At 55.2% G+C, this 22,730-nt stretch carries 33 protein-coding genes; all 33 read left to right on the forward strand.

Translation table 11 applies throughout. The features are described from left to right. Positions 1-27 precede the first annotated feature (27 nt). Positions 28-4,242, forward strand: coding sequence for a DNA-directed RNA polymerase subunit beta' (gene rpoC / locus QPM17_RS21815; protein ID WP_285393839.1), 4,215 nt, complete (start codon positions 28-30; stop codon positions 4,240-4,242). Positions 4,243-4,410: 168 nt separating this feature from the next. Then, positions 4,411-4,785: a 30S ribosomal protein S12 gene (gene rpsL / locus QPM17_RS21820; protein WP_007154021.1), complete on the forward strand. Its 375-nt coding sequence runs from the start codon at positions 4,411-4,413 to the stop codon at positions 4,783-4,785. Positions 4,786-4,898: 113 nt separating this feature from the next. Further along, positions 4,899-5,369 (forward strand): 30S ribosomal protein S7, encoded by a 471-nt coding sequence (rpsG, locus tag QPM17_RS21825; protein WP_114614492.1) that lies wholly within the window; start codon positions 4,899-4,901, stop codon positions 5,367-5,369. 18 nt (positions 5,370-5,387) lie between these two features. Then, a complete protein-coding gene (gene fusA, locus QPM17_RS21830; protein ID WP_285393840.1) occupies positions 5,388-7,493 on the forward strand; it encodes an elongation factor G in 2,106 nt (701 codons plus the stop codon). A 35-nt stretch (positions 7,494-7,528) separates the two neighbouring features. Further along, on the forward strand, positions 7,529-8,725 hold the full coding sequence (tuf, locus tag QPM17_RS21835; protein ID WP_285393834.1) for an elongation factor Tu: 1,197 nt from the start codon (positions 7,529-7,531) through the stop codon (positions 8,723-8,725). A gap of 192 nt (positions 8,726-8,917) precedes the next feature. After that, positions 8,918-9,229 (forward strand): 30S ribosomal protein S10, encoded by a 312-nt coding sequence (gene rpsJ / locus QPM17_RS21840; protein WP_004580743.1) that lies wholly within the window; start codon positions 8,918-8,920, stop codon positions 9,227-9,229. Positions 9,230-9,301: 72 nt separating this feature from the next. Beyond that, the gene (rplC, locus tag QPM17_RS21845) at positions 9,302-9,940 is read left to right on the forward strand and encodes a 50S ribosomal protein L3 (RefSeq protein WP_285393841.1); all 639 of its coding nucleotides are present in this window, start codon (positions 9,302-9,304) and stop codon (positions 9,938-9,940) included. An 11-nt stretch (positions 9,941-9,951) separates the two neighbouring features. After that, entirely contained in the window at positions 9,952-10,557 is a 606-nt protein-coding gene (gene rplD, locus QPM17_RS21850) for a 50S ribosomal protein L4 (protein WP_285393842.1), read from the forward strand. After that, on the forward strand, positions 10,554-10,847 hold the full coding sequence (gene rplW, locus QPM17_RS21855) for a 50S ribosomal protein L23 (protein ID WP_285393843.1): 294 nt from the start codon (positions 10,554-10,556) through the stop codon (positions 10,845-10,847). The genes rplD and rplW overlap by 4 nt, the downstream gene beginning before the upstream one ends. 17 nt (positions 10,848-10,864) lie before the next feature. Further along, positions 10,865-11,692: a 50S ribosomal protein L2 gene (gene rplB, locus QPM17_RS21860; RefSeq protein ID WP_027830881.1), complete on the forward strand. Its 828-nt coding sequence runs from the start codon at positions 10,865-10,867 to the stop codon at positions 11,690-11,692. Between the two features lie 23 nt (positions 11,693-11,715). Then, positions 11,716-11,991 (forward strand): 30S ribosomal protein S19, encoded by a 276-nt coding sequence (gene rpsS, locus QPM17_RS21865; RefSeq protein WP_007154011.1) that lies wholly within the window; start codon positions 11,716-11,718, stop codon positions 11,989-11,991. Positions 11,992-12,007: 16 nt separating this feature from the next. Then, entirely contained in the window at positions 12,008-12,340 is a 333-nt protein-coding gene (rplV, locus tag QPM17_RS21870) for a 50S ribosomal protein L22 (protein WP_007154010.1), read from the forward strand. Positions 12,341-12,351: 11 nt separating this feature from the next. Then, positions 12,352-13,035, forward strand: coding sequence for a 30S ribosomal protein S3 (rpsC, locus tag QPM17_RS21875; RefSeq protein ID WP_007154009.1), 684 nt, complete (start codon positions 12,352-12,354; stop codon positions 13,033-13,035). Between the two features lie 12 nt (positions 13,036-13,047). Beyond that, positions 13,048-13,461, forward strand: coding sequence for a 50S ribosomal protein L16 (gene rplP / locus QPM17_RS21880; protein WP_127330398.1), 414 nt, complete (start codon positions 13,048-13,050; stop codon positions 13,459-13,461). Beyond that, positions 13,461-13,652, forward strand: a complete 192-nt coding sequence (rpmC, locus tag QPM17_RS21885) for a 50S ribosomal protein L29 (RefSeq protein ID WP_007154007.1) — start codon at positions 13,461-13,463, stop codon at positions 13,650-13,652. Before rplP ends, rpmC begins: the two co-directional genes overlap by 1 nt. Before the next feature lies 1 nt (position 13,653). Continuing rightward, positions 13,654-13,920: a 30S ribosomal protein S17 gene (gene rpsQ / locus QPM17_RS21890; RefSeq protein WP_007154006.1), complete on the forward strand. Its 267-nt coding sequence runs from the start codon at positions 13,654-13,656 to the stop codon at positions 13,918-13,920. 58 nt (positions 13,921-13,978) lie between these two features. Then, positions 13,979-14,347, forward strand: coding sequence for a 50S ribosomal protein L14 (gene rplN, locus QPM17_RS21895; protein WP_007154005.1), 369 nt, complete (start codon positions 13,979-13,981; stop codon positions 14,345-14,347). A gap of 16 nt (positions 14,348-14,363) precedes the next feature. Next, positions 14,364-14,684, forward strand: a complete 321-nt coding sequence (gene rplX, locus QPM17_RS21900) for a 50S ribosomal protein L24 (protein ID WP_285393844.1) — start codon at positions 14,364-14,366, stop codon at positions 14,682-14,684. Positions 14,685-14,699: 15 nt separating this feature from the next. Beyond that, a complete protein-coding gene (gene rplE, locus QPM17_RS21905) occupies positions 14,700-15,239 on the forward strand; it encodes a 50S ribosomal protein L5 (protein WP_064230337.1) in 540 nt (179 codons plus the stop codon). Positions 15,240-15,251: 12 nt separating this feature from the next. Continuing rightward, the gene (gene rpsN / locus QPM17_RS21910) at positions 15,252-15,557 is read left to right on the forward strand and encodes a 30S ribosomal protein S14 (protein ID WP_285393845.1); all 306 of its coding nucleotides are present in this window, start codon (positions 15,252-15,254) and stop codon (positions 15,555-15,557) included. Between the two features lie 89 nt (positions 15,558-15,646). Then, positions 15,647-16,039: a 30S ribosomal protein S8 gene (gene rpsH / locus QPM17_RS21915; RefSeq protein WP_285393846.1), complete on the forward strand. Its 393-nt coding sequence runs from the start codon at positions 15,647-15,649 to the stop codon at positions 16,037-16,039. 9 nt (positions 16,040-16,048) lie between these two features. Then, entirely contained in the window at positions 16,049-16,582 is a 534-nt protein-coding gene (gene rplF, locus QPM17_RS21920) for a 50S ribosomal protein L6 (protein WP_285393847.1), read from the forward strand. A 9-nt stretch (positions 16,583-16,591) separates the two neighbouring features. After that, positions 16,592-16,939, forward strand: coding sequence for a 50S ribosomal protein L18 (gene rplR / locus QPM17_RS21925; protein ID WP_007153999.1), 348 nt, complete (start codon positions 16,592-16,594; stop codon positions 16,937-16,939). Between the two features lie 12 nt (positions 16,940-16,951). After that, complete coding sequence (rpsE, locus tag QPM17_RS21930; protein WP_007153998.1) at positions 16,952-17,452, forward strand: 30S ribosomal protein S5; 501 nt, start codon at positions 16,952-16,954, stop codon at positions 17,450-17,452. Positions 17,453-17,456: 4 nt separating this feature from the next. Further along, a complete protein-coding gene (rpmD, locus tag QPM17_RS21935; protein WP_007153997.1) occupies positions 17,457-17,645 on the forward strand; it encodes a 50S ribosomal protein L30 in 189 nt (62 codons plus the stop codon). A 1-nt stretch (position 17,646) separates the two neighbouring features. Beyond that, positions 17,647-18,081, forward strand: a complete 435-nt coding sequence (rplO, locus tag QPM17_RS21940) for a 50S ribosomal protein L15 (protein ID WP_007153996.1) — start codon at positions 17,647-17,649, stop codon at positions 18,079-18,081. A gap of 17 nt (positions 18,082-18,098) precedes the next feature. Next, complete coding sequence (gene secY, locus QPM17_RS21945; RefSeq protein WP_285393849.1) at positions 18,099-19,421, forward strand: preprotein translocase subunit SecY; 1,323 nt, start codon at positions 18,099-18,101, stop codon at positions 19,419-19,421. A gap of 30 nt (positions 19,422-19,451) precedes the next feature. After that, positions 19,452-19,565 (forward strand): 50S ribosomal protein L36, encoded by a 114-nt coding sequence (gene rpmJ / locus QPM17_RS21950; protein WP_008174902.1) that lies wholly within the window; start codon positions 19,452-19,454, stop codon positions 19,563-19,565. 142 nt (positions 19,566-19,707) lie between these two features. Then, positions 19,708-20,064, forward strand: coding sequence for a 30S ribosomal protein S13 (gene rpsM / locus QPM17_RS21955; protein ID WP_027830890.1), 357 nt, complete (start codon positions 19,708-19,710; stop codon positions 20,062-20,064). Positions 20,065-20,077: 13 nt separating this feature from the next. After that, complete coding sequence (gene rpsK, locus QPM17_RS21960) at positions 20,078-20,467, forward strand: 30S ribosomal protein S11 (RefSeq protein ID WP_044387623.1); 390 nt, start codon at positions 20,078-20,080, stop codon at positions 20,465-20,467. An 18-nt stretch (positions 20,468-20,485) separates the two neighbouring features. Next, a complete protein-coding gene (gene rpsD / locus QPM17_RS21965) occupies positions 20,486-21,106 on the forward strand; it encodes a 30S ribosomal protein S4 (protein ID WP_027830891.1) in 621 nt (206 codons plus the stop codon). 35 nt (positions 21,107-21,141) lie between these two features. Continuing rightward, positions 21,142-22,146 (forward strand): DNA-directed RNA polymerase subunit alpha, encoded by a 1,005-nt coding sequence (locus QPM17_RS21970; protein WP_275707499.1) that lies wholly within the window; start codon positions 21,142-21,144, stop codon positions 22,144-22,146. Positions 22,147-22,179: 33 nt separating this feature from the next. Next, the gene (rplQ, locus tag QPM17_RS21975) at positions 22,180-22,578 is read left to right on the forward strand and encodes a 50S ribosomal protein L17 (protein WP_285393850.1); all 399 of its coding nucleotides are present in this window, start codon (positions 22,180-22,182) and stop codon (positions 22,576-22,578) included. Positions 22,579-22,730: the final 152 nt, after the last annotated feature.

Here is a 22,730-nt window from a genome sequence, read left to right on the forward strand (position 1 = left end):
GAATAACGCCATCCGGAGCTGTTACTGATGAAAGATTTGCTGAATCTTCTCAAAAACCAGAACCAGAAGCAGGAATTTGACGCCATCCGTATTGGGCTGGCGTCTCCTGACATGATCCGTTCATGGTCTTTTGGTGAGGTCAAAAAGCCTGAGACCATCAACTACCGTACGTTCAAGCCTGAGCGTGACGGTCTTTTCTGTGCCAAGATCTTCGGCCCGATCAAGGATTACGAGTGCCTGTGCGGCAAGTACAAGCGCCTCAAGCACCGTGGTGTTATCTGCGAGAAGTGTGGTGTTGAAGTGGCACTGGCCAGTGTGCGCCGTGAGCGCATGGGGCATATCGAGCTTGCCAGCCCGGTCGCCCATATCTGGTTCCTGAAATCACTGCCGTCCCGCATCGGTCTGATGCTGGACATGACCCTGCGCGATATTGAACGGGTTCTTTATTTCGAATCCTTCATCGTGATCGAGCCGGGCATGACTACCCTCGAAAAAGGGCAGTTGCTGAACGACGAGCAGTACTACGAAGCCCTGGAAGAGTTCGGTGACGAATTCGACGCCCGTATGGGTGCCGAAGCCGTCCAGGAACTGCTGGAAGGTATTGATCTGCAGGCGGAGGTTGAAGCCCTGCGGGAAGAAATTCCCCAGACCAACTCCGAAACCAAGATCAAGAAGTTCAGCAAGCGCCTGAAGATTCTTGAGGCATTCCTCTACTCCGGCAACAAGCCGGGCGACATGGTCATGACCGTGCTGCCGGTTCTTCCGCCGGATCTGCGTCCGTTGGTACCGTTGGATGGCGGTCGTTTTGCAACGTCCGACCTGAACGACCTGTACCGCCGGGTGATCAACCGTAACAACCGCCTCAAGCGCCTGCTGGAGCTGAACGCTCCGGACATCATCGTGCGCAACGAGAAGCGGATGCTGCAGGAAGCTGTGGACGCACTGCTGGATAACGGTCGTCGTGGCCGTGCCATTACCGGCACCAACAAGCGCCCGCTGAAGTCCCTGGCAGACATGATCAAGGGCAAGCAGGGTCGCTTCCGTCAGAACCTGCTGGGCAAGCGTGTGGACTACTCCGGTCGTTCGGTGATCGTGGTTGGTCCGTACCTGCGCCTGCACCAGTGCGGTCTGCCCAAGAAGATGGCGCTGGAGCTGTTCAAGCCGTTTATTTTCTCCAAGCTGGAGCATCGCGGCCTGGCGACCACCATCAAGGCCGCCAAGAAAATGGTCGAGCGTGAGGAAGGCGTGGTCTGGGATATCCTGGACGAAGTCATCCGCGAGCACCCGATCATGCTGAACCGTGCTCCGACCCTTCACCGTCTGGGTATCCAGGCGTTTGAACCGGTACTGATCGAAGGCAAGGCGATCCAGCTGCACCCGCTGGTCTGCGCCGCCTACAACGCCGACTTCGATGGTGACCAGATGGCGGTACACGTACCGCTGACCCTGGAAGCCCAGCTCGAAGCCCGTGCGTTGATGATGTCTACCAACAACGTGCTGTCGCCCGCCAATGGTGAGCCGATCATCGTGCCGTCCCAGGACGTGGTTCTGGGTCTGTACTACATGACCCGTGAGCGTAAGAGCGCCCTGGGTGAAGGTATGGTCTTCGCCGACGTGAAAGAGGCGCATCGCGCCTATGGTGCCGGCAAGGTTGATCTTCAGGCCATCGTCCGGGTGCGCGTGAAGGAAGTGACCATCCAGGAAGACGGTGAGCGTACCGAAGAGTACAAGATTGTAGATACCACCGTTGGCCGTGCACTTTTGTTTGATATCGTGCCGGACGGTCTGTCTTTTGATCTGGTCAACAAGCCCATGGTCAAGAAGGCAATCTCCAATCTGATCAACACCTGTTATCGTGATGCCGGTCTGAAGGAAACGGTTATCTTCGCCGACCAGATCATGTACATGGGTTACCACTATGCGACAGTTTCCGGTATTTCGATCGGTTTCAACGATTTCGAGATTCCGCCGGAGAAGTACGAGCTGGTGGACGCCGCGTCCCAGGAAGTGAAGGACATCGAGACCCAGTACGCGTCCGGTCTGCTGACCCAGGGCGAGAAGTACAACAAGGTTATCGATATCTGGTCACGTGCCAACGACAAGGTGTCCAAGGCCATGATGGATCGCCTGTCCAAAGAGCAGGTCATTGGTCCTGACGGGAACCCGGTAAAGGGTGAGGACGGCGAATACCTGATGCAGGAGTCGTTCAACTCGGTCTACATGATGGCAGATTCCGGTGCGCGGGGTTCCGCGGCCCAGATCCGTCAGTTGGCGGGTATGCGCGGTCTGATGGCCAAGCCGGATGGCTCCATCATCGAAACGCCGATCACCGCGAACTTCCGTGAAGGTCTGAACGTACTCCAGTACTTCATCTCCACCCACGGTGCCCGTAAGGGTCTGGCGGATACCGCCCTGAAGACGGCCAACTCGGGTTACCTGACACGTCGTCTGGTGGATGTATCCCAGGATCTGGTTGTTACAGAGACTGACTGTGGTACCGAGGAAGGCCTGCTGATGACGCCGCACATCGAAGGCGGCGACGTGGTCGTGCCTCTGGGTGATCGCGTGCTCGGCCGTGTAACGGCGCGTGCAGCCTTCACACCCACTGACAAGGACAACGCGGTTGTTGAAGCCGGCACCCTGCTGGATGAGAAAGCCGTTGAGTCCCTTGAGCGTGCCGGTGTGGATGAGGTCTGGGTTCGTTCCGCGATCACCTGTGAGACCCGTCACGGTATCTGTTCCAAGTGTTACGGTCGTGACCTTGCCCGTGGTCATCAGGTCAACGTTGGCGAGGCTGTCGGTGTTATCGCGGCCCAGTCCATCGGTGAGCCGGGTACCCAGCTCACCATGCGTACCTTCCACATCGGTGGTGCGGCGAGCCGGGCGTCTGCAGTGGACAACATTCAGGTCAAGCACGGCGGCACCGTTCGCCTGCACAACCTGAAGTCCATTGAAAAGAGCGATGGATCCCTGGTAGTGATTTCCCGGTCATCAGCGTTGGCCATTGCCGACGAGCAGGGCCGTGAGCGCGAATGGTACAAGCTTCCCTACGGCGCGGTGCTATCGGTCAAGCATGGTGATACGGTTGAAGCCGGTGTCGCGGTCGCCAAATGGGACCCACATACTCACCCGATCATCGCCGAGGCGGAAGGTACCGTACGGTTCGTCAACATGGATCAGGGCATTACTGTCCGTACCCAGACCGACGAGCTGACCGGCCTGTCCACCATGGAAGTTATCGATCCCAAGGAGCGTCCGGCGGCTGGTAAGGATATCCGCCCCGCGATCCAGTTGGTCGATGACAAAGGTGATGAGGTTGAGTTGCCTGGCGGCGGTACTGCGATCTTCTTCCTGCCGGCCAACGCGCTGGTGACCATGGCCCATGGTGCCAGGGTCGAGTTGGGCGACGTGGTTGCACGTATCCCGCAGGAAAGCTCGAAGACCCGCGATATTACAGGTGGTCTGCCACGTGTTGCCGATCTGTTCGAGGCCCGTCGTCCGAAAGAATCCTCAATCCTGGCGGAAGTCAGTGGTGTGGTTTCGTTCGGCAAGGAAACCAAGGGCAAGAAGCGCCTGGTAATCACGCCCAAGGATTCTGATCCCTACGAGGTTCTGATCCCGAAGCACCGCCAGATGAACGTGTTCGAGGGCGAGACCGTTGAAAAGGGTGAGGTTATCTCCGATGGCCCGTCCAATCCGCACGACATTTTGCGTCTACTGGGTGTGGTTGAGCTTGCCAAGTACATCACTAACGAGATCCAGGATGTGTATCGTCTGCAGGGTGTTGTGATCAACGACAAGCACATCGAGGTTATTGTTCGCCAGATGCTGCGTAAGGTCGAGATTACGGACGCCGGCGATACCAACCTGCTGGGCGGTGATCAGGTTGAAATCACCCAGTTCATGGAAGAGAACGAAAAAGCGGAAGCGGCAGACAAGGAGCCCGCGCGATGCGAGCGCCTGCTGCTTGGTATTACCAAGGCTTCTCTGGCAACCGAATCCTTTATTTCGGCGGCATCGTTCCAGGAAACCACACGGGTCCTGACCGAAGGCGCTGTAACCGGCAAGCGGGATTACCTCCGCGGCCTGAAGGAAAACGTGGTTGTCGGTCGTCTGATACCAGCCGGAACTGGCCTTGCTTACCATGCTGAACGCAAACGTAAGCGTGAGCTGGAGCAGCAGGGCGTGACCGCGGCGGATGTTGAAGAAGCACTGAGTGCCGAGCTCAACCGCGAAAGCTGAGTTGGCCGGCACCGCCACCCGCCGGTAGTTACGTACGCCGCGGGTGGTTAAAAAGAGATCAGTCATCTTGACTGTTCGGGGGCGCAGGCTTACACTTGCGACCCTCAAATTTTACCCCCGCGTGCCGGGGGTAAGTTTCATTGATACGGTTTTTTGGAGTTTGCTTACATGGCAACGATTAATCAGTTGGTGCGTAAGCCTCGTAAACGCAAGGCAGCCAAGAGCGACGTTCCTGCTCTGCAGGCCTGTCCTCAGCGCCGTGGTGTGTGCACTCGTGTATACACTACAACGCCGAAGAAGCCGAACTCAGCACTGCGTAAAGTGTGCCGTGTTCGCCTGACTAACGGCTACGAGGTTTCCTCATACATTGGTGGTGAAGGTCACAACCTTCAGGAGCACAGTGTTGTGCTTATCCGTGGCGGTCGAGTAAAAGACCTTCCGGGTGTGCGCTATCACACTGTTCGCGGAACGCTGGACACCCAGGGTGTACAGAACCGTAAGCAGGGCCGCTCCAAGTACGGTGCAAAACGACCCAAGTCCTGATGTCCCACGCGGGTGTCTTTTATCGTTGCTACGTAGAACGGTAAGAGTAAGGCTGAGTAGCTGATGCTATCTCAGGGGTTCCTGAAGACCTTTAAATAGATAAGGGCTTATCGATGCCTAGAAGAAGAGTTGCAGCAAAACGGGAAATTATCCCGGATCCTAAGTTTCATAGCGCACGGCTGGCCAAGTTCATCAACCATGTGATGGAAAGTGGCAAGAAAGCTGTTGCAGAGCGCATTGTTTATGGCGCGCTCGATATTGTCGCCGACAAATCCAAGGAAGAGCCGATCGAGATGTTCGAGAAGGCCCTGGAAAACATCCAGCCGATGGTCGAGGTCAAGTCCCGTCGTGTTGGTGGTGCTACCTACCAGGTGCCGGTTGAAGTACGGCCTTCCCGTCAGAACGCGCTGGCCATGCGCTGGCTCGTAGAATATTCACGGAAGCGTGGTGAAAAGTCCATGGCGCAGCGTCTGGCAGGTGAGATCCTGGATGCCGCTGATAGCAAGGGCTCCGCTGTTAAGAAGCGCGAAGACGTTCATCGCATGGCAGAAGCCAACAAGGCGTTCTCTCACTTCCGTTTCTAATCAGCCGAGGTTTATACAGTGGCACGTAAGACTCCGATCAAGAGATACAGAAATATTGGTATTTGCGCGCACGTTGATGCGGGCAAAACCACAACCACCGAGCGGGTGCTGTTCTATACAGGCATTTCCCACAAGATCGGTGAGGTTCATGATGGCGCAGCAACCATGGACTGGATGGAGCAGGAGCAGGAGCGTGGTATCACCATCACGTCCGCTGCGACTACCTGTTTCTGGCAGGGCATGGACAAGCAATATCCCGAGCATCGCATCAACATCATCGACACCCCGGGGCACGTTGACTTTACTATCGAAGTAGAGCGCTCCCTGCGCGTACTCGACGGTGCGGTCGTGGTGTTCTGTGGTTCCTCGGGTGTTGAGCCGCAGTCCGAGACTGTCTGGCGTCAGGCCAACAAGTATGAAGTCCCCCGCATGGTTTTCGTCAACAAGATGGACCGTGCCGGCGCTGACTTCCTGCGTGTTGTTGCCCAGATCAAGAATCGCCTTGGTGCGAACGCTGTTCCGGTCCAGTTGCCGATTGGTGCTGAAGAAGACTTTGCCGGTGTTATCGACCTGATCCGTAACAAGGCGATCTACTGGAACGAAGACGATGCCGGTGCAACCTATGACCAGCGCGATGTTCCGGAAGAAATGGTCGAGGAAGTGGCCAAGTACCGCGAAGAAATGATGGAAGCGGCTGCGGAAGCCAACGAAGAGCTGATGGAACGCTACCTTGAAGAAGGCGAGCTGAACATCGATGACATCAAGAAAGGTCTTCGTATCCGTACGCTTGCGAATGAGATCGTCATTGCGACCTGCGGCTCCGCATTCAAGAACAAGGGTGTTCAGGCGGTGCTCGATGCCGTTATTGAATTCCTGCCGGCACCGGATGAAGTCAAGGCCATCCGTGGTGAAGTGGACGAGGACGGCACTGAGGAAACTCGTCAGGCGGATGACGATGCGCCTTTCTCGGCACTCGCGTTCAAGATTGCCACCGACCCGTTTGTTGGTACGCTGACTTTCTTCCGTGTTTACTCCGGTAAGCTGGAATCCGGCAACGCTGTTTACAATTCCGTAAAAGGCAAAAAAGAGCGTGTCGGCCGTATGGTCCAGATGCACTCCAAGGACCGTCAGGAAATCAAGGAAGTTCTTGCGGGTGATATTGCCGCGGCAATCGGCCTCAAGAGTGTCACTACCGGTGATACCCTGTGTGACGAAAACCACAAGATCATCCTGGAGCGCATGGAGTTCCCGGAGCCGGTTATTTCCGTAGCCGTTGAGCCGAAGTCCAAGGCTGACCAGGAGAAGATGGGTGTTGCTCTGGGCAAGCTGGCCCAGGAAGATCCTTCGTTCCGTGTGCGCACTGACGAAGAGTCCGGCCAGACCATCATCTCTGGCATGGGTGAGCTTCACCTGGACATCATCGTTGACCGCATGCGTCGCGAGTTCAAGGTGGAAGCAAACATTGGTAAGCCTCAGGTGGCCTACCGTGAATGCATCCGCAAGCCCGTGGATGTGGAAGGTAAGTTCGTACGTCAGTCCGGTGGTCGTGGTCAGTACGGTCACGTCAAGATCAAGCTTGAGCCGCTGCCTCTTGACGATGAAGATGGCGAGAACTTTATCTTCGTGAATGAAATCGTTGGTGGTGTCGTTCCCAAGGAATACATACCTGCTGTCCAGCAAGGCATTCAGGAGCAGATGCAGAACGGCTGTCTGGCCGGTTACCCGCTGCTGCGCATCAAGGCCACGCTGTACGATGGTTCTTACCACGACGTTGACTCCAATGAGATGGCCTTCAAGGTCGCCGGTTCCATGGCGATGAAGAAGGGCGCTCTGGAAGCCAGCCCAGCCCTTCTCGAGCCGATGATGAAGGTAGAGGTTGTTACCCCTGAAGATTACATGGGTGACGTAGTAGGCGACCTGAACCGTCGTCGCGGTCTCGTGCAGGGCATGGAAGACATTCCTGCTGGCAAGCAGATTCGTGCCGAGGTTCCGTTGTCGGAGATGTTCGGTTACGCCACCGATCTGCGTTCAGCAACGCAGGGTCGGGCGTCTTATGCGATGGAGTTCTCCCGCTATATGGAAGCTCCTTCGAACATTGCCGAAGCGATCATTAAAAAGGGTTGATCCCCAGGACTTAAGAAACAGGAAGAGGTGTAACCGTGTCTAAAGCAAAATTTGAGCGTAACAAGCCGCACGTAAACGTGGGCACCATTGGTCACGTAGACCATGGCAAGACCACGCTGACAGCCGCGCTGACTCGTGTATGTCACGAAGTGTGGGGTACTGGCAGCGCCAGCGCATTCGACCAGATCGATAACGCGCCGGAAGAGAAGGCTCGTGGTATCACTATCGCGACGTCTCACGTTGAGTATGATTCACCGGCACGTCACTACGCGCACGTAGACTGCCCGGGCCACGCTGACTATGTGAAGAACATGATCACTGGTGCGGCGCAGATGGACGGCGCTATCCTGGTTTGCTCCGCAGCTGACGGCCCCATGCCGCAGACTCGTGAGCACATCCTGCTGTCCCGTCAGGTAGGCGTACCTTTCATCGTTGTGTTCCTGAACAAGGCGGACATGGTCGATGACGAGGAGTTGCTGGAGCTGGTCGAGATGGAAGTTCGCGAACTGCTTGAGCAGTACGACTTCCCGGGTGACGACACGCCGATCATTACCGGTTCTGCGCTGATGGCGCTGGAAGGTAAGGACGACAACGAGATGGGTACTACTGCTGTCAGAAAGCTGGTAGAAGCCCTGGACGAGTACATCCCGGATCCGGAGCGCGCCATTGATCAGCCGTTCCTGATGCCGATCGAGGACGTCTTCTCTATCTCCGGTCGTGGTACTGTGGTAACCGGTCGTGTCGAGCGTGGCATCATCAAGGTTGGTGACGAAGTGGAAATCGTCGGTATCAAGGATACCGTGAAGACCGTTTGTACCGGTGTTGAGATGTTCCGCAAGCTGCTGGACGAAGGTCGTGCTGGTGAGAACGTTGGTGTTCTGCTGCGTGGTACCAAGCGTGACGACGTTGAGCGTGGTCAGGTTCTGGCGGTTCCGGGTTCGATCACTCCGCACACCAAGTTCGAGTGTGAAGTGTACGTGCTGTCCAAGGAAGAAGGTGGTCGTCATACGCCGTTCTTCAAGGGCTATCGTCCGCAGTTCTACTTCCGTACCACCGACGTCACAGGTTCCTGTGAGCTGCCGGAAGGTGTGGAGATGGTAATGCCGGGTGACAACGTGAAGATGAGTGTTACCCTGATTGCTCCGATCGCCATGGAAGATGGCCTGCGCTTCGCGATTCGTGAAGGCGGCCGTACCGTTGGTGCCGGCGTTGTCTCAAAGATCATCGAATAATTGATTCGATTGGTCTGAGGAAAAAGGGGCTGAAACTCAGCCCCTTTTTCTGTTTCAGCCGCACAATCTGACCCGGTAGAGTCACTGCTGATCGCAGTTGACACTGCTGGGTATTATGCATACAATGCGGCTCCTTTTTTTGAAGGTCGGCTAACTAGTTAGTAGCTGCTACGAGTGGAGTTTGGGTGCATCATGCAAAGCCAAAAAATTCGAATCCGGTTGAAGGCGTTTGATTATCGCCTGATCGACCAGTCAACGCAGGAGATCGTCGACACCGCAAAGCGGACCGGCGCTCAAGTGCGTGGGCCAATCCCTCTGCCGACGCGGAAGGAAAAGTACACCGTTCTGATTTCCCCGCACGTCAATAAAGACGCGCGCGATCAGTACGAGATTCGTACACACAAGCGTCTGCTGGACATCGTCGAGCCGACGGAAAAGACAGTAGATGCTTTGATGAAGCTGGATCTGGCAGCAGGTGTAGACGTTCAGATCAGCCTCGGCTAACCAAGCGGTTAGTCTGTGTAACTGTCATAAGGCCATAGAGGGTGAGAGCCCCGTACACTTAAGAGGTGAAACATGGCAATTGGAATTGTCGGTCGCAAGGCCGGTATGACCCGTATTTTTACGGAAGACGGGCAGGCGCTGCCCGTAACGGTAATTGAGGTTGAACCCAACCGCATTACCCAATTGAAAACTCTTGAAAGCGATGGCTATCGTGCGGTTCAGGTAACCGTTGGTAAGCGTCGTTCCTCACGTGTGACCAAAAGCGAAGCGGGCCATTACGCCAAAGCCGGAGTAGAGGCAGGTCGTGGTCTGTGGGAATTCCGCCTCGCCGATGGTGAAGGTGAAGATCTGGCGGCAGGCGGTGAAATCACTGCTTCCATCTTTGAAGATGGCCAGGTCGTGGATGCTATGGGTCAGTCCAAGGGTAAGGGTTTCCAGGGCGGTGTTAAGCGCTGGAACTTCGCCATGCAGGACGCCACACACGGTAACTCCCTTTCTCATCGTGCGCCGGGTTCTATCGGTCAGAACCAGACTCCGGGCAAGGTATTCAAGGGCAAAAAGATGGCGGGCCAGATGGGCAATGCGCAGGTGACTGTGCAGAACCTGCAAGTCGTCCGTGTCGACGCCGAGCGCAACATTCTGCTGATTCGTGGTGCCGTTCCGGGCGCGACCGGCGGAAATGTTGTCATCAAGCCTGCAGTTAAAGCCTGAGGAGCGGTGCGATGGAATTGACAATTACAGGTAGCGGCAAGGGAATTTCTGTTTCCGACGCCGCGTTCGCCAAAGATTTTAACGAGTCGCTGGTTCACCAGGTGGTTACTGCTTATATGGCAGGCGCTCGCCAGGGTACCAAGGCTCAAAAGACGCGTTCTGAAGTCGCCGGCGGTGGTAAGAAGCCGTGGCGTCAGAAGGGCACTGGTCGTGCCCGTGCCGGTACTATCTGCAGCCCGATCTGGCGCTCCGGTGGTGTTACCTTTGCTGCCAAGCCCCGTAGCTTCGAGCAGAAAGTTAACCGCAAGATGTACCGCGCAGCGATGCGCTCCATTTTTTCAGAGCTGGTTCGCCAGGAGCGTCTGGTCGTTGTTGACGACATGAATGTTGACAGCCCCAAGACCAAGGCGTTCAGCGCCAAGCTGAAGGACATCGGTGTTACCAATGCACTGATTCTCTCCGAGAACGTTGAGCAGAATCTGCACCTGGCCTCGCGCAACATCCCGCACATTGACGTGCGTGATATCGCTGGCCTGGATCCGGTTAGCCTGGTTGCCTTCGAGAAGGTCGTTGTGACTGTTCCCGCTCTGAAGAAAATCGAGGAGATGCTGGGATGAATCAGGAACGTATTTACAAGATTCTTCTTGGGCCGCACGTATCAGAGAAAGCCTCTCTGGTAGCGGAAAGCGGACAGGTGGTGTTTCGTGTAGCCCCTGACGCAACCAAGCCCGAGATCAAGAAAGCCGTTGAGCAGCTGTTCAACGTCACCGTCGAAGGTGTTCAGGTTCTGAACCGTAAGGGTAAGCTCAAGCGTACCGTTCGCGGCTTCGGCAAGCGTGCTGACATTCGTAAGGCTTATGTGAAGCTTGCGGACGGTCAGGACATTGATTTTCTGGATGTGGAATAAGGTAAAGGGGTCGTAAAATGCCGATCGTCAAAACCAAGCCAACATCTGCCGGCCGCCGTCACGTTGTTAAGCTCTTTAACCCTGATCTTCACAAGGGGCGCCCTTACGAGCCGTTGGTAGAAACATTGAGTAAATCGGGTGGACGCAACCATTTTGGTCGCATTACTACCCGTCATATTGGTGGTGGCCACAAGAAGCACTACCGTGTAATCGACTTTAAGCGGACCAAAGATGGTATTCCGGCGGTCATTGAACGCCTGGAATATGATCCCAACCGCTCTGCGCACATTGCGCTGGTCAAGTACGCCGATGGCGAGCGTCGTTATATCATCGCTCCCAAAGGTATGCAGATCGGTGATCCTGTGCGCTCCGGCATCGACGCGCCGATTAAAGTAGGAAGCACGCTTCCGCTCCGGAATATTCCGGTCGGTTCCGTGATTCACTGCGTCGAAATCAAGCCTGGCAAAGGTGCTCAGCTGGCTCGCTCCGCGGGCGCATCCGTACAGCTGGTTGCTCGGGAAGGGGCTTATGCCACCATCCGCCTGCGCTCAGGTGAAATGCGTAAGGTGCTTGTTGACTGTCGTGCAACGTTGGGCGAGGTGTCCAACAGCGAACACAGCCTCAAGCAGCTTGGTAAAGCGGGTGCATCACGTTGGCGCGGTAAACGTCCAACAGTACGTGGTGTTGCTATGAACCCAGTTGACCACCCACATGGTGGTGGTGAAGGGCGTACCTCTGGCGGGCGTCACCCGGTTACTCCGTGGGGTGTTCCGACCAAAGGGCATAAGACTCGTAAGAACAAACGTACTGACAAGATGATAGTACGTCGTCGTTCAGCCAAGTAAACGACTACATAGAGGTAAATGCTGTGCCACGTTCTTTGAAGAAAGGTCCTTTTATAGACCTGCATCTGTTGAAGAAGGTCGAGGCAGCTCTGGAAGCTAACGACAAGCGGCCGATCAAAACCTGGTCCCGCCGGTCGACAGTGTTTCCGGAGATGGTAGGCCTGACCATTGCAGTCCACAACGGCAAGCAGCACGTGCCGGTTTATGTCACCGAAGATATGGTCGGTCATAAACTGGGTGAGTTCGCGGCAACGCGTACTTATCGTGGTCATGCGGCCGACAAGAAAGCTAAACGCTGATTGTGAGGTAATAGAAATGGAAGTAGCAGCCAAGTACAAGGGCGCTCGCCTCTCAGCTCAGAAAGCGCGTCTTGTCGCTGACCAAGTACGCGGCAAGGCTGTTGAGGACGCCCTGAACATTCTGACTTTCAGCCCTAAGAAGGCAGCGGTCATTCTCAAGAAGGCTCTTGAGTCTGCCATTGCCAACGCTGAGCACAACGAAGGTCTGGACGTAGATGATCTGCGGGTTTCCACCGTCATGGTGGATGAGGGTCCGACGCTCAAGCGAATCAAGGCTCGAGCCAAGGGGCGCGCTGACCGGATTTTCAAGCGCACCTGTCATATCACCGTCAAGGTCGCCGACAAGTAGGAGATGCTCAGATGGGTCATAAAGTAAATCCAACCGGCATGCGCCTGGGTGTGATCAAAGAGCACAACTCAGTGTGGTATGCGGAAAAAGCGGAATACGCGAACAACCTGTTGAACGATATTCAGGTTCGCGAATTCCTCGACAAGCGTCTGGTAAAGGCGTCTGTCAGCAAGATTGTGATCGAGCGCCCTGCTCAGAACGCCCGTATCACGATCCATACAGCCCGTCCCGGTATTGTTATCGGTAAGAAGGGTGAAGATGTTGACCGTCTGCGTCGCGAAGTCAGCGACATGATGGGCGTGCCCGTGCACATCAACATCGAAGAAGTCCGCAAGCCGGACCTGGATGCCCGCCTGGTCGCGCAGAACGTTGCGGGTCAGCTGGAGCGTCGTGTGATGTTCCGTCGCGCCATGAAGCGTGCGGTACAGAATGCGATGCGCCAGGGCGCGAAAGGCATCAAGATTCAGGTTGGCGGTCGTCTCGGGGGTGCTGAAATTGCCCGTTCCGAGTGGTATCGCGAAGGTCGTGTACCGCTGCACACTCTGCGTGCAGATATCGATTACTCGACCTACGAAGCGAAGACCACCTACGGCATTATCGGCGTCAAGGTATGGATCTTCAAAGGTGAGATTCTTGGTGGTATGGAGCAGGTCCGTGCTGACAAGAAAGCCTCTGGGAAGAAAGGTTCTAAGTAAAGGGGCACTCAAATGCTGCAACCAAAACGCACCAAATTTCGCAAGGTAATGAAAGGCCGTAACACCGGTCTTGCTCACCGTGCTAACAAGGTGAGCTTCGGTGAATACGGATTGAAGGCGACAACCCGTGGGCGTATAACTGCGCGCCAGATCGAGGCAGCGCGTCGTACCATGACTCGTCGCATCAAGCGGGGCGGTAAGATCTGGATCCGGGTATTCCCGGACAAGCCGATCTCCAGCAAGCCGCTGGAAGTACGAATGGGTAAAGGTAAGGGTTCTGTCGAGTATTGGGTGGCTGAGATTCAGCCAGGCCGGATGCTTTATGAGATGGAAGGCGTCTCCGAGGAAATTGCTCGCGATGCATTCACTCTTGCTGCGGCCAAACTGCCCGTACAGACCACCTTTGTTACGAGGACGGTGATGTGATGAAAGCAACAGAGCTGCGTGACAAGTCAGTCGAGGAGCTGAACAAAGAGCTGATCGACCTCCTGAAGGAGCAGTTCAACCTGCGCATGCGTAAGGCGACAGGTCAGCTGAATCAGTCTCATCTTCTACCGAAGGTGAAGCGTGACATTGCTCGCGTGAAAACGGTTATGAATGAAAAGGCAGGACAGTAACATGACTGAAGCTACCCAAACTGCCAGAACCCTGAGCGGCAAGGTCGTGAGCAACAAAATGGAGAAATCCATTGTGGTTCTGGTTGAGCGCCAGGTTAAGCATCCTCTGTACGGTAAGTACATGAAGCGCTCATCCAAAATTCACGCTCACGACGAGAGCAATCAGTGCAACATCGGTGACACCGTTACAATCCAGGAAACCCGCCCGGTCTCCAAGACCAAAAGCTGGGCTCTGGTGGAAGTCACCGAACGCGCATCGAAGGTGTAACTCGCCCGGACGGTGAGTCTTGTCGTAACGGCAAAGTGGTTTCTGCTGGAGAACAACCATGATTCAGACTCAAACAATGCTTGAAGTCGCGGACAACAGTGGTGCACGTCAGGTTATGTGCATCAAGGTCCTGGGCGGTTCACATAGGCGTTACGCCAGCGTTGGGGATATCATCAAGGTAACCGTTAAGGAAGCCATCCCCCGCGGTAAAGTGAAAAAAGGCCAGGTCCTGAAAGCTGTCGTTGTACGTACCCGTAAAGGTGTACGTCGTCCCGACGGGTCGCTTATTCGTTTCGACGGAAACGCGGCAGTACTTCTGAACAATCAGGACGCACCAATTGGTACCCGTATCTTCGGACCGGTTACCCGTGAACTGCGGAATGAGAAGTTCATGAAAATTATTTCACTGGCACCCGAAGTACTTTAAGGACCAGAGGCCGGTTATGAAAAAGATCAAACGAGATGACGAAGTAATCGTCACTACGGGGAAAGACCAAGGCAAACGTGGTAAAGTCCTGAAGGTTCAGGACGACGGCCGGGTTATTGTTTCTGGGATCAATATGATCAAGAAGCATACCAAGCCGAACCCGATGTCTGGTACTCCAGGTGGCATCGTCGAAAAAGAAGCACCTATCCAGGCTTCCAACGTGGCTATTTTTAATCCGCAGACCGGCAAGGCCGATCGCGTAGGCTTCCAGATCAAGGAAGACGGCGCCAAGGTGCGGATTTTCAAGTCCACGAAAGAAGTCGTCGATAACCAGTAAGCGGTGGTGGTTACGATGCTTAATATGAAAGAGCAGTACAGTAAGGAAGTGGTACCCGCCCTGCAGAAAGAGTTCAGCTACAAGAACGTAATGCAGGTGCCGCGTATCGAAAAGATCACCCTGAACATGGGTGTCGGCGAAGCGGTCGGTGACAAGAAGCTGATTGAGAATGCCGTGGCGGATCTTGAGCGCCTGGCAGGTCAGAAAGCGGTTGTCACTCTGGCACGTAAATCCGTTGCGGGTTTTAAAATCCGTGAAGGTTGGCCGATCGGTTGTAAAGTTACGCTGCGTGGCGAGCGCATGTGGGATTTCTTTGATCGTCTGGTTCACATTGCGGTACCCCGCATTCGTGACTTCCGCGGTCTGAATCCCAAGTCCTTCGATGGTCGCGGTAACTACAGCATGGGTGTGCGTGAGCAGATCATTTTCCCCGAGATCGAGTACGACAGAGTCGACAAGATCCGTGGTCTTGACATCACCATTACCACCACAGCCGGTACCGACGATGAAGGTCGTGAACTGCTGAAAGCCTTCGGCTTTCCGTTCAAGAAATAAGGAACGAGTGTAATGGCTAAGGTTTCCATGAAGAACCGCGAGTTCAAGCGTGAAGCAACCGTCGCGAAATACGCGGCCAAGCGCGCTGAGCTCAAGGGAATTATCAAAAACCCGAATTCCAGCGACGATGACCGTTGGAACGCACAGATGAAGCTGCAACAGCTTCCTCGTGATGCGTCTCCCTCGCGTCTTCGTAATCGTTGCCAGGTTACAGGTCGTCCCCACGGCGTTCTGCGTAAGTTCAAGCTTTCCCGCATCAAATTGCGTGAAGCTGGCATGCGTGGTGATGTCCCGGGTCTGACCAAAGCAAGCTGGTAAGGCAGGTACTCTGACCGCAGGTCAGGTGCCCGTTGGTAAGCGGTGCGGCGCGCCGCTGCACAACTAAAAAGAGCAGGAGTCTCATACCAATGAGTATGCAAGATACGCTTGCGGATATGTTTACCCGTATCCGTAATGCACAGATGGCACAGAAGGCCGATGTGGCCATGCCGTCTTCAAAGATGAAGATCTCCGTAGCCCAGGTCCTCAAGGACGAAGGTTACGTAGCGGATTTTTCCGTCTCAGCTGACGCGAAGCCCGAGCTGACCATTGATCTCAAATACTTCGGCGGCAAGCCGGTTATTGAGGAAATCAAGCGGGTCAGCCGTCCGAGTCTGCGCCAGTACAAGGGCGCTGGGGAACTGCCGAAAGTATCCGGCGGTCTGGGAGTCGCGATTGTCTCTACGTCCAAGGGCGTAATGACAGACCGCGCTGCACGTGCTGCCGGCGTGGGTGGCGAAGTCATCTGCACCGTATTCTAGGAGATACACATGTCCAGGGTTGCCAATAATCCTGTCGTGCTGCCTTCCGGTGTTGAGGTTAAGCTGAACGGACAGGAAATTAGTGTGAAGGGGTCCAAGGGATCGCTTCAATTCACCATCCATCCCGTGGTCGACGTTACGCAGGAAGAAGATGTTCTGCGCTTCGCACCTCGTGATGGCGCCAAACAGTCCCGCGCTCTTGCTGGTACTACCCGCGCACTGGTCAACAACATGGTGACTGGTGTGTCTACAGGTTTCGAGCGCAAGCTCGCGCTGACGGGCGTAGGCTACCGTGCCCAGGCGCAAGGTAAGAAGCTCAATCTGACACTGGGTTTTTCACACCCGGTCGAGTATGAGCTGCCCGAGGGGATTACCGCTGAAACTCCGTCCAATACGGAAGTTGTGGTTCGCGGAATCGACAAGCAACAGGTTGGCCAGGTCGCTGCTGAGATCCGTGCATTCCGTCCGCCAGAGCCTTATAAGGGCAAGGGTGTGCGTTATGCGGATGAGCAGGTCAGACGCAAAGAAGCCAAGAAGAAATAAGGCGGGACTATGAGCGCGAATAACGAAAGATTGCGTCGCGCACGCAAAGTGCGCATGAAGATCCGTAAGTTGGGTACCAACCGCCTGTGTGTACATCGTACACCGCGGCACATGTATGCCCAGGTTACGACTGCAGACGGCAGCAAGGTGCTGGCGGCTGCCTCCACGTTGGATAAGGACCTGCGCCAGGGTGCAACCGGTAACGTGGACGCTGCCAAAAAGGTCGGTCAGCTGATTGCTGAGCGTGCCAAGGCAGCAGGTGTAGAGCAGGTCGCTTTTGACCGCTCCGGTTACCGTTATCATGGTCGCGTCCAGGCTCTGGCCGACGCAGCCCGTGAAGCTGGCTTGCAATTCTAAGAGGTGGAGAAGATGAGCGTTAACGAACAGAAGGCGCCTGAGCTCCAGGAGAAGCTGGTTCAGGTCAATCGCGTCGCCAAGGTTGTTAAGGGCGGTCGTATTTTTGCCTTCACTGCACTGACTGTAGTGGGTGATGGTAAAGGGCGCGTTGGTTTCGGTCGTGGCAAGGCGCGTGAAGTGCCGGTTGCGATCCAGAAAGCGATGGAAGCTGCACGCAAGAACATGGTCGACATCCCGCTTGATGGAAATACCCTGCAATATGCGGTTAAAGCGCAGCACGGTGGTTCCAAGGTGTACATGCAGCCAGCATCGGAAGGTACCGGCATCATCGCCGGCGGTGCGATGCGCGCGGTACTGGAAGTAGCGGGTGTGCAGAACGTACTGTCCAAGTGTTATGGGTCTACCAACCCGGTGAACGTGGTACGTTCCACCATCAAGGGTCTCCAGGCAACACAAGCGCCTGAAGATATTGCAGCCAAGCGCGGTAAATCCGTGGAAGAGATTCTGGGTTGAAGTCATGGCGAACGCAAAAACGATCAAAGTAACACTGACCCGCAGCCCAATCGGCTGTCAGCCCAAGCACAAGCTGTGTGTGAAGGGTCTGGGTCTCCGTAAAATCGGTCATACCGTGGAAGTGGAAGATACACCGTCTATCCGCGGCATGATCAACCGGGTTAACTACCTGGTTCAGGTAGAGGAGAACTAAGATGCGTCTGAACGAACTTAGTCCGGAGCCTGGTTCACGTCCCGCCGCCAAGCGTGTGGGTCGGGGTATCGGTAGCGGCCTCGGCAAGACCGGTGGTCGTGGTCACAAGGGTCTGAAAGCCCGGTCCGGCGGCAGCGTAGCTCCCGGTTTCGAGGGCGGTCAGCAGCCGTTGGCCCGTCGTCTGCCGAAGTTCGGTTTCACCTCGCGCCAGCAGCGCTATGTGGCCGAAATTCGTCTGAACGAACTGGCAAAAGTAGATGGTGATGTTGCCGATCTCGAGGCCCTGAAGAAAGCTGACATCGTTCGCGAGGAAATTCGCGAAGCGAAGGTCATTCTGTCCGGCGAACTGAGCCGTGCGGTGACCGTCAAGGGTCTGAAAGTGACCAAAGGCGCACGCGAGGCGATCACTGCCGCGGGCGGTAAAGTCGAAGACTAAGGCGAGTCGAGGACTAAATGGCCAAGAACGCATCATTGCCTGCGGGCGCGGGAAAAGGACTGGCAGAGCTGCGTTCGCGGCTCTGGTTTGTCTTCCTGGCACTGTTGGTGTACCGCATAGGTGCCCATATACCGGTTCCGGGTATCAACCCTGATCGCCTTGCGGTACTGTTTGAGCAGAATCAGGGCACAATCCTGAGCATGTTCAACATGTTTTCCGGTGGTGCGCTTGAGCGGATGAGTATCTTCGCACTTGGTATCATGCCGTACATTTCGGCCTCTATCATCATGCAGCTCATGACGGCGGTTAATCCGACGCTTGAGCAGCTGAAGAAAGAGGGCGAGGCCGGTCGTCGCAAGATCAGCCAGTACACACGGTATGGTACGGTTATCCTGGCCCTCGTTCAGGGCTTTGGTATCTCTGTCGGGCTGGCGTCTCAGGGCGTAACCTTTAACGACAGCTTCAGCTTCCACTTTGTGGCAGTGGTCTCTTTTGTCAGCGGTGCCGTGTTCATGATGTGGCTGGGTGAGCAGATCACCGAGCGTGGCATTGGAAATGGTATTTCATTGCTGATTTTTGCTGGCATCGTTGCCGGTCTGCCCGGGGCCATTGGCCAGACGCTGGAGCAGGCACGTAACGGTGAGATGAGCCTGCTGGTGGTTCTGGGTATTGCGATCCTGGCAGTCGCCGTGGTTGGCTTTGTGGTGTTCATGGAGCGCGGACAGCGCCGTCTGACCATCAACTACGCCAAACGGCAACAAGGCCGCAAGGTATTTGCCCAGCAATCCAGTCACTTGCCACTGAAGGTAAATATGGCCGGCGTTATTCCGCCGATCTTCGCCTCTTCCATCCTGCTGTTCCCGGCGTCATTGGGGCAGTGGTTCGGCCAGGGCGAAGGCATGGAGTGGCTCAGTGATATTTCCCAGGCATTGGCGCCGAGTCAGCCCCTGTACATCATCCTGTTTGCGGCAGCAGTGATATTCTTCTGTTTCTTCTATACAGCGTTGATGTACAACCCGAAGGAAGTTGCGGATAACCTCAAGCGCTCAGGCGCGTTTATTCCGGGCATCCGTCCGGGCGATCAGACCGCCAAGTATATTGATGGTGTACTGACCCGCCTGACACTGTTCGGTGCAATGTACATTGCAGCAGTTTCCCTGTTCCCTCAGTTTCTGATGGTGGCCGGGAATGTACCGTTCTATCTGGGCGGCACGTCACTGCTGATTGTTGTAGTCGTGGTGATGGATTTCATGGCTCAGGTTCAGTCGCACCTGATGTCTCATCAATATGATTCGTTGATGAAGAAGTCCAATCTCAAGGGCTATGGTCGGAACGGCTAATCCCGTTCCCCTTGAAAACTGGAGTCGACAATGAAAGTACGCGCTTCGGTAAAGAAAATTTGCCGTAACTGCAAAGTAATTCGTCGCAATGGCTCGGTAAGGGTCATTTGCTCGGAGCCTCGTCACAAGCAGCGCCAGGGCTGATCCCTAACGGATCCGGAACTGACATTGCAGAGGGTACGACTAATAGCGCTTGACCTCAGGTGGGGTCAGGCGCTATTATTTCGCGCCCTTTTATAGTGGCGGAAAATTCACACAGCAAAGCTTTGAACGCGGAGTAATTTGGATGGCACGTATAGCCGGTGTCAATATACCCGATCACAAACATGCTGTTATCTCGCTGACTTACATTTTTGGAGTCGGCCGGACAGCAGCCCAGAAGCTTTGCGATGCAACCGGCGTCAAGCCGGACGTCAAGGTCAAGGACCTGTCAGACGAGCAGCTTGAATCACTTCGTACAGAAGTAGGCAAGCTGGCCGTTGAAGGCGATTTGCGTCGTGAAGTTCAGATGAACATTAAGCGTTTGAAGGATCTCGGTTGCCACCGTGGTCTGCGTCACCGTCATGGCCTTCCGGTCCGTGGCCAGCGCACAAAGACCAACGCACGCACCCGTAAAGGTCCTCGCAAACCTATTCGTAAGTAACAGGTAGGCAAACATGGCAAAGCCAGGTACACGTACCCGTAAAAAGGTGAAAAAGACGGTTGTTGATGGCGTCGCGCACATTCACGCGTCCTTCAACAACACTATCGTGACCATTTCTGACCGTCAGGGCAATGTACTGTCCTGGGCCACCTCTGGTGGTTCCGGTTTCCGTGGGTCACGCAAGAGTACACCTTTTGCTGCGCAGGTAGCAGCTGAAAGAGCCGGTAATGCGGCTGCTGAATACGGCCTTAAAAACCTGGACGTAGAGGTTAAAGGTCCGGGGCCCGGACGTGAATCTGCGGTTCGCGCGCTTAACTCGTGCGGCTACAAGATCACTAACATCACTGATGTGACGCCGATTCCCCATAACGGTTGTCGTCCGCCCAAAAAGCGCCGCGTCTAACACAGGAGACAGTGAATTATGGCTCGTTACATAGGCCCGAAGTGCAAGCTGTCTCGTCGTGAAGGGACAGATCTTTTTCTGAAGAGCGGTGTTCGCGCGCTCGATTCGAAGTGCAACATCGAGACTCCGCCGGGTATGCACGGCGCGCGTCGCGGTCGTCTGTCCGAATATGGCGTACAGCTTCGTGAAAAGCAGAAGGTCCGTCGTATCTACGGCGTACTGGAAAAACAATTCCGCAACTATTACAAAGAGGCCGCCCGCATCAAGGGTGCAACCGGTGAGAACCTGTTGCAGCTGCTGGAAGGGCGTCTTGATAACGTTGTATATCGCATGGGTTTTGGTTCTACCCGTGCTGAGTCCCGTCAGCTCGTTTCTCACAAAGCGATCCTGGTCAACGATAAGCTGGTGAACATTCCGTCTTATCAGGTCAAGCCAGGTGATGTTGTGAGTGTGCGTGAGAAGGCAAAAAACCAGCTTCGCGTTAAAGGCGCACTGGATCTGTCTTCCAGCCGCGCACCGGTGAGCTGGGTAGAGGTCGACGCCAGCAAGATGTCCGGCGTTTACAGGTCAGTACCTGAGCGTACTGAATTGCCGGCCGACATCAACGAGAACCTCATCGTCGAGCTTTACTCCAAGTAAAGCCCAGTTAGCAACGAGAGCAATTAGGGGCGTCTATGCAGCGTTCAGTACATGAGTTATTGACACCTCGTACCATTGACGTGAAAGAATCAAGCGCCATGCGCGCCAAGGTGACACTGGAGCCTCTGGAAAGAGGTTTCGGACACACCTTGGGCAGCGCACTGCGTCGTATACTCTTGTCCTCAATGCCGGGCTGTGCCATTACCGAGGCACAGATCGACGGCGTTCTGCATGAGTACAGCGCGATCGAAGGTGTTCAGGAAGACGTCATTGAGATTCTGCTGAATCTCAAGGGCGTGGCCGTGAAAATGGGCAGCCGGGACGATGCTGAGGTAACCCTCAGCAAGAAAGGCCCGGGTGTTGTCACTGCTGGCGATATCAAGCTGGATCACGATGTCGAGATCACCAACCCGGATCATGTGATCTGTCACCTGAGTGATAAAGGTGAAGTTAACATGCGTCTGAAGGTTGCCCGTGGTCGCGGCTATGAGCCGGCTGATCAGCGGGGTCTGGACGAGGACGAGACTCGCGCGATTGGACGTCTGCAACTGGACGCAACCTTCAGCCCGGTTCGTCGTGTTGCCTATGCCGTGGAAAGTGCACGGGTAGAGCAGCGCACTGACCTGGACAAGCTGGTTATTGATCTGGAAACCAATGGTACCATCGATCCGGAAGAAGCAATTCGCCGGGCGGCCACCATTCTCCAGCAGCAACTGGCTGTGTTTGTTGATTTCGATCACGAGAAAGAGCCTGAGCGTGTTGAGGAAGAGGAAGAGATCGATCCTATTCTCCTGCGTCCGGTAGATGATCTGGAATTAACGGTGCGTTCAGCTAACTGCTTGAAGGCTGAGAACATTTACTACATCGGCGATCTGATCCAGCGCACAGAAGTTGAGCTGCTGAAGACGCCTAACCTTGGTAAAAAGTCGCTTACTGAGATCAAGGACGTGCTCGCGTCCCGCGGTCTGTCACTGGGTATGCGTCTTGATAACTGGCCGCCGGCTAGCCTTCGTGGCGACGACCGGGTACTGGGCGGTTAATCGCCGATTAGTTTAAGGTAAGGAATCAGAGCAATGCGTCATCGTAAGAGTGGTCGTAAGTTCAGCAGGACCAGTGCGCATCGCAAGGCCATGTTTCGTAACATGACTGCGTCACTGGTTGATCACGAGCTGATCAAAACAACGCTGCCGAAAGCCAAAGAGCTTCGTCGTGTAGCCGAGCCGTTGATCACGCTCGCAAAAAATGATTCGGTCGCGAATCGTCGTCTGGCGTTCTCACGCCTGCGTGACGACGCAGCGGTTGCCAAGCTGTTCAATGAGCTTGGTCCCCGTTACAGCGAGCGTCCGGGTGGTTACCTTCGTGTTCTGAAGTGTGGCTTCCGTGCTGGTGACAATGCCCCCATGGCATTCGTAGAGCTGGTCGGTCGTCCGTTGGACATCGAAGCAGAAGAAGTGGACGAAAGCGAAGATTAAGTTCTTCGCCCGTTCCAAAAAAAACCGGAGGCTAACCCCTCCGGTTTTTTTATGCTTCAGTCTTGCCCATTAAGTGTAAGCGTCCGCCCATCACACCTTGTCAGGTATAGCCGGCTTCCAGTTGTGGGGCAATAGCTCATCGATGGCGTTGT

Origin of the sequence: Marinobacter azerbaijanicus, from assembly GCF_030250645.1 — a bacterium.
Taxonomy (GTDB): domain Bacteria; phylum Pseudomonadota; class Gammaproteobacteria; order Pseudomonadales; family Oleiphilaceae; genus Marinobacter; species Marinobacter azerbaijanicus.

Excerpts from the sequence above, each read along its gene's own strand:
- rpoC (WP_285393839.1), top strand. The coding sequence starts at position 28 with ATGAAAGATTTGCTGAATCTTCTCAAAAACCAGAACCAGAAGCAGGAA.
- rpsL (WP_007154021.1), top strand. The coding sequence starts at position 4,411 with ATGGCAACGATTAATCAGTTGGTGCGTAAGCCTCGTAAACGCAAGGCA.
- rpsG (WP_114614492.1), top strand. The coding sequence starts at position 4,899 with ATGCCTAGAAGAAGAGTTGCAGCAAAACGGGAAATTATCCCGGATCCT.
- rpsJ (WP_004580743.1), top strand. The coding sequence starts at position 8,918 with ATGCAAAGCCAAAAAATTCGAATCCGGTTGAAGGCGTTTGATTATCGC.
- rplC (WP_285393841.1), top strand. The coding sequence starts at position 9,302 with ATGGCAATTGGAATTGTCGGTCGCAAGGCCGGTATGACCCGTATTTTT.
- rplD (WP_285393842.1), top strand. The coding sequence starts at position 9,952 with ATGGAATTGACAATTACAGGTAGCGGCAAGGGAATTTCTGTTTCCGAC.
- rplW (WP_285393843.1), top strand. The coding sequence starts at position 10,554 with ATGAATCAGGAACGTATTTACAAGATTCTTCTTGGGCCGCACGTATCA.
- rplB (WP_027830881.1), top strand. The coding sequence starts at position 10,865 with ATGCCGATCGTCAAAACCAAGCCAACATCTGCCGGCCGCCGTCACGTT.
- rplV (WP_007154010.1), top strand. The coding sequence starts at position 12,008 with ATGGAAGTAGCAGCCAAGTACAAGGGCGCTCGCCTCTCAGCTCAGAAA.
- rpsC (WP_007154009.1), top strand. The coding sequence starts at position 12,352 with ATGGGTCATAAAGTAAATCCAACCGGCATGCGCCTGGGTGTGATCAAA.
- rplP (WP_127330398.1), top strand. The coding sequence starts at position 13,048 with ATGCTGCAACCAAAACGCACCAAATTTCGCAAGGTAATGAAAGGCCGT.
- rpmC (WP_007154007.1), top strand. The coding sequence starts at position 13,461 with ATGAAAGCAACAGAGCTGCGTGACAAGTCAGTCGAGGAGCTGAACAAA.
- rpsQ (WP_007154006.1), top strand. The coding sequence starts at position 13,654 with ATGACTGAAGCTACCCAAACTGCCAGAACCCTGAGCGGCAAGGTCGTG.
- rplN (WP_007154005.1), top strand. The coding sequence starts at position 13,979 with ATGATTCAGACTCAAACAATGCTTGAAGTCGCGGACAACAGTGGTGCA.
- rplX (WP_285393844.1), top strand. The coding sequence starts at position 14,364 with ATGAAAAAGATCAAACGAGATGACGAAGTAATCGTCACTACGGGGAAA.
- rplE (WP_064230337.1), top strand. The coding sequence starts at position 14,700 with ATGCTTAATATGAAAGAGCAGTACAGTAAGGAAGTGGTACCCGCCCTG.
- rpsN (WP_285393845.1), top strand. The coding sequence starts at position 15,252 with ATGGCTAAGGTTTCCATGAAGAACCGCGAGTTCAAGCGTGAAGCAACC.
- rpsH (WP_285393846.1), top strand. The coding sequence starts at position 15,647 with ATGAGTATGCAAGATACGCTTGCGGATATGTTTACCCGTATCCGTAAT.
- rplF (WP_285393847.1), top strand. The coding sequence starts at position 16,049 with ATGTCCAGGGTTGCCAATAATCCTGTCGTGCTGCCTTCCGGTGTTGAG.
- rplR (WP_007153999.1), top strand. The coding sequence starts at position 16,592 with ATGAGCGCGAATAACGAAAGATTGCGTCGCGCACGCAAAGTGCGCATG.
- rpsE (WP_007153998.1), top strand. The coding sequence starts at position 16,952 with ATGAGCGTTAACGAACAGAAGGCGCCTGAGCTCCAGGAGAAGCTGGTT.
- rpmD (WP_007153997.1), top strand. The coding sequence starts at position 17,457 with ATGGCGAACGCAAAAACGATCAAAGTAACACTGACCCGCAGCCCAATC.
- rplO (WP_007153996.1), top strand. The coding sequence starts at position 17,647 with ATGCGTCTGAACGAACTTAGTCCGGAGCCTGGTTCACGTCCCGCCGCC.
- secY (WP_285393849.1), top strand. The coding sequence starts at position 18,099 with ATGGCCAAGAACGCATCATTGCCTGCGGGCGCGGGAAAAGGACTGGCA.
- rpmJ (WP_008174902.1), top strand. The coding sequence starts at position 19,452 with ATGAAAGTACGCGCTTCGGTAAAGAAAATTTGCCGTAACTGCAAAGTA.
- rpsM (WP_027830890.1), top strand. The coding sequence starts at position 19,708 with ATGGCACGTATAGCCGGTGTCAATATACCCGATCACAAACATGCTGTT.
- rpsK (WP_044387623.1), top strand. The coding sequence starts at position 20,078 with ATGGCAAAGCCAGGTACACGTACCCGTAAAAAGGTGAAAAAGACGGTT.
- rpsD (WP_027830891.1), top strand. The coding sequence starts at position 20,486 with ATGGCTCGTTACATAGGCCCGAAGTGCAAGCTGTCTCGTCGTGAAGGG.
- QPM17_RS21970 (WP_275707499.1), top strand. The coding sequence starts at position 21,142 with ATGCAGCGTTCAGTACATGAGTTATTGACACCTCGTACCATTGACGTG.
- rplQ (WP_285393850.1), top strand. The coding sequence starts at position 22,180 with ATGCGTCATCGTAAGAGTGGTCGTAAGTTCAGCAGGACCAGTGCGCAT.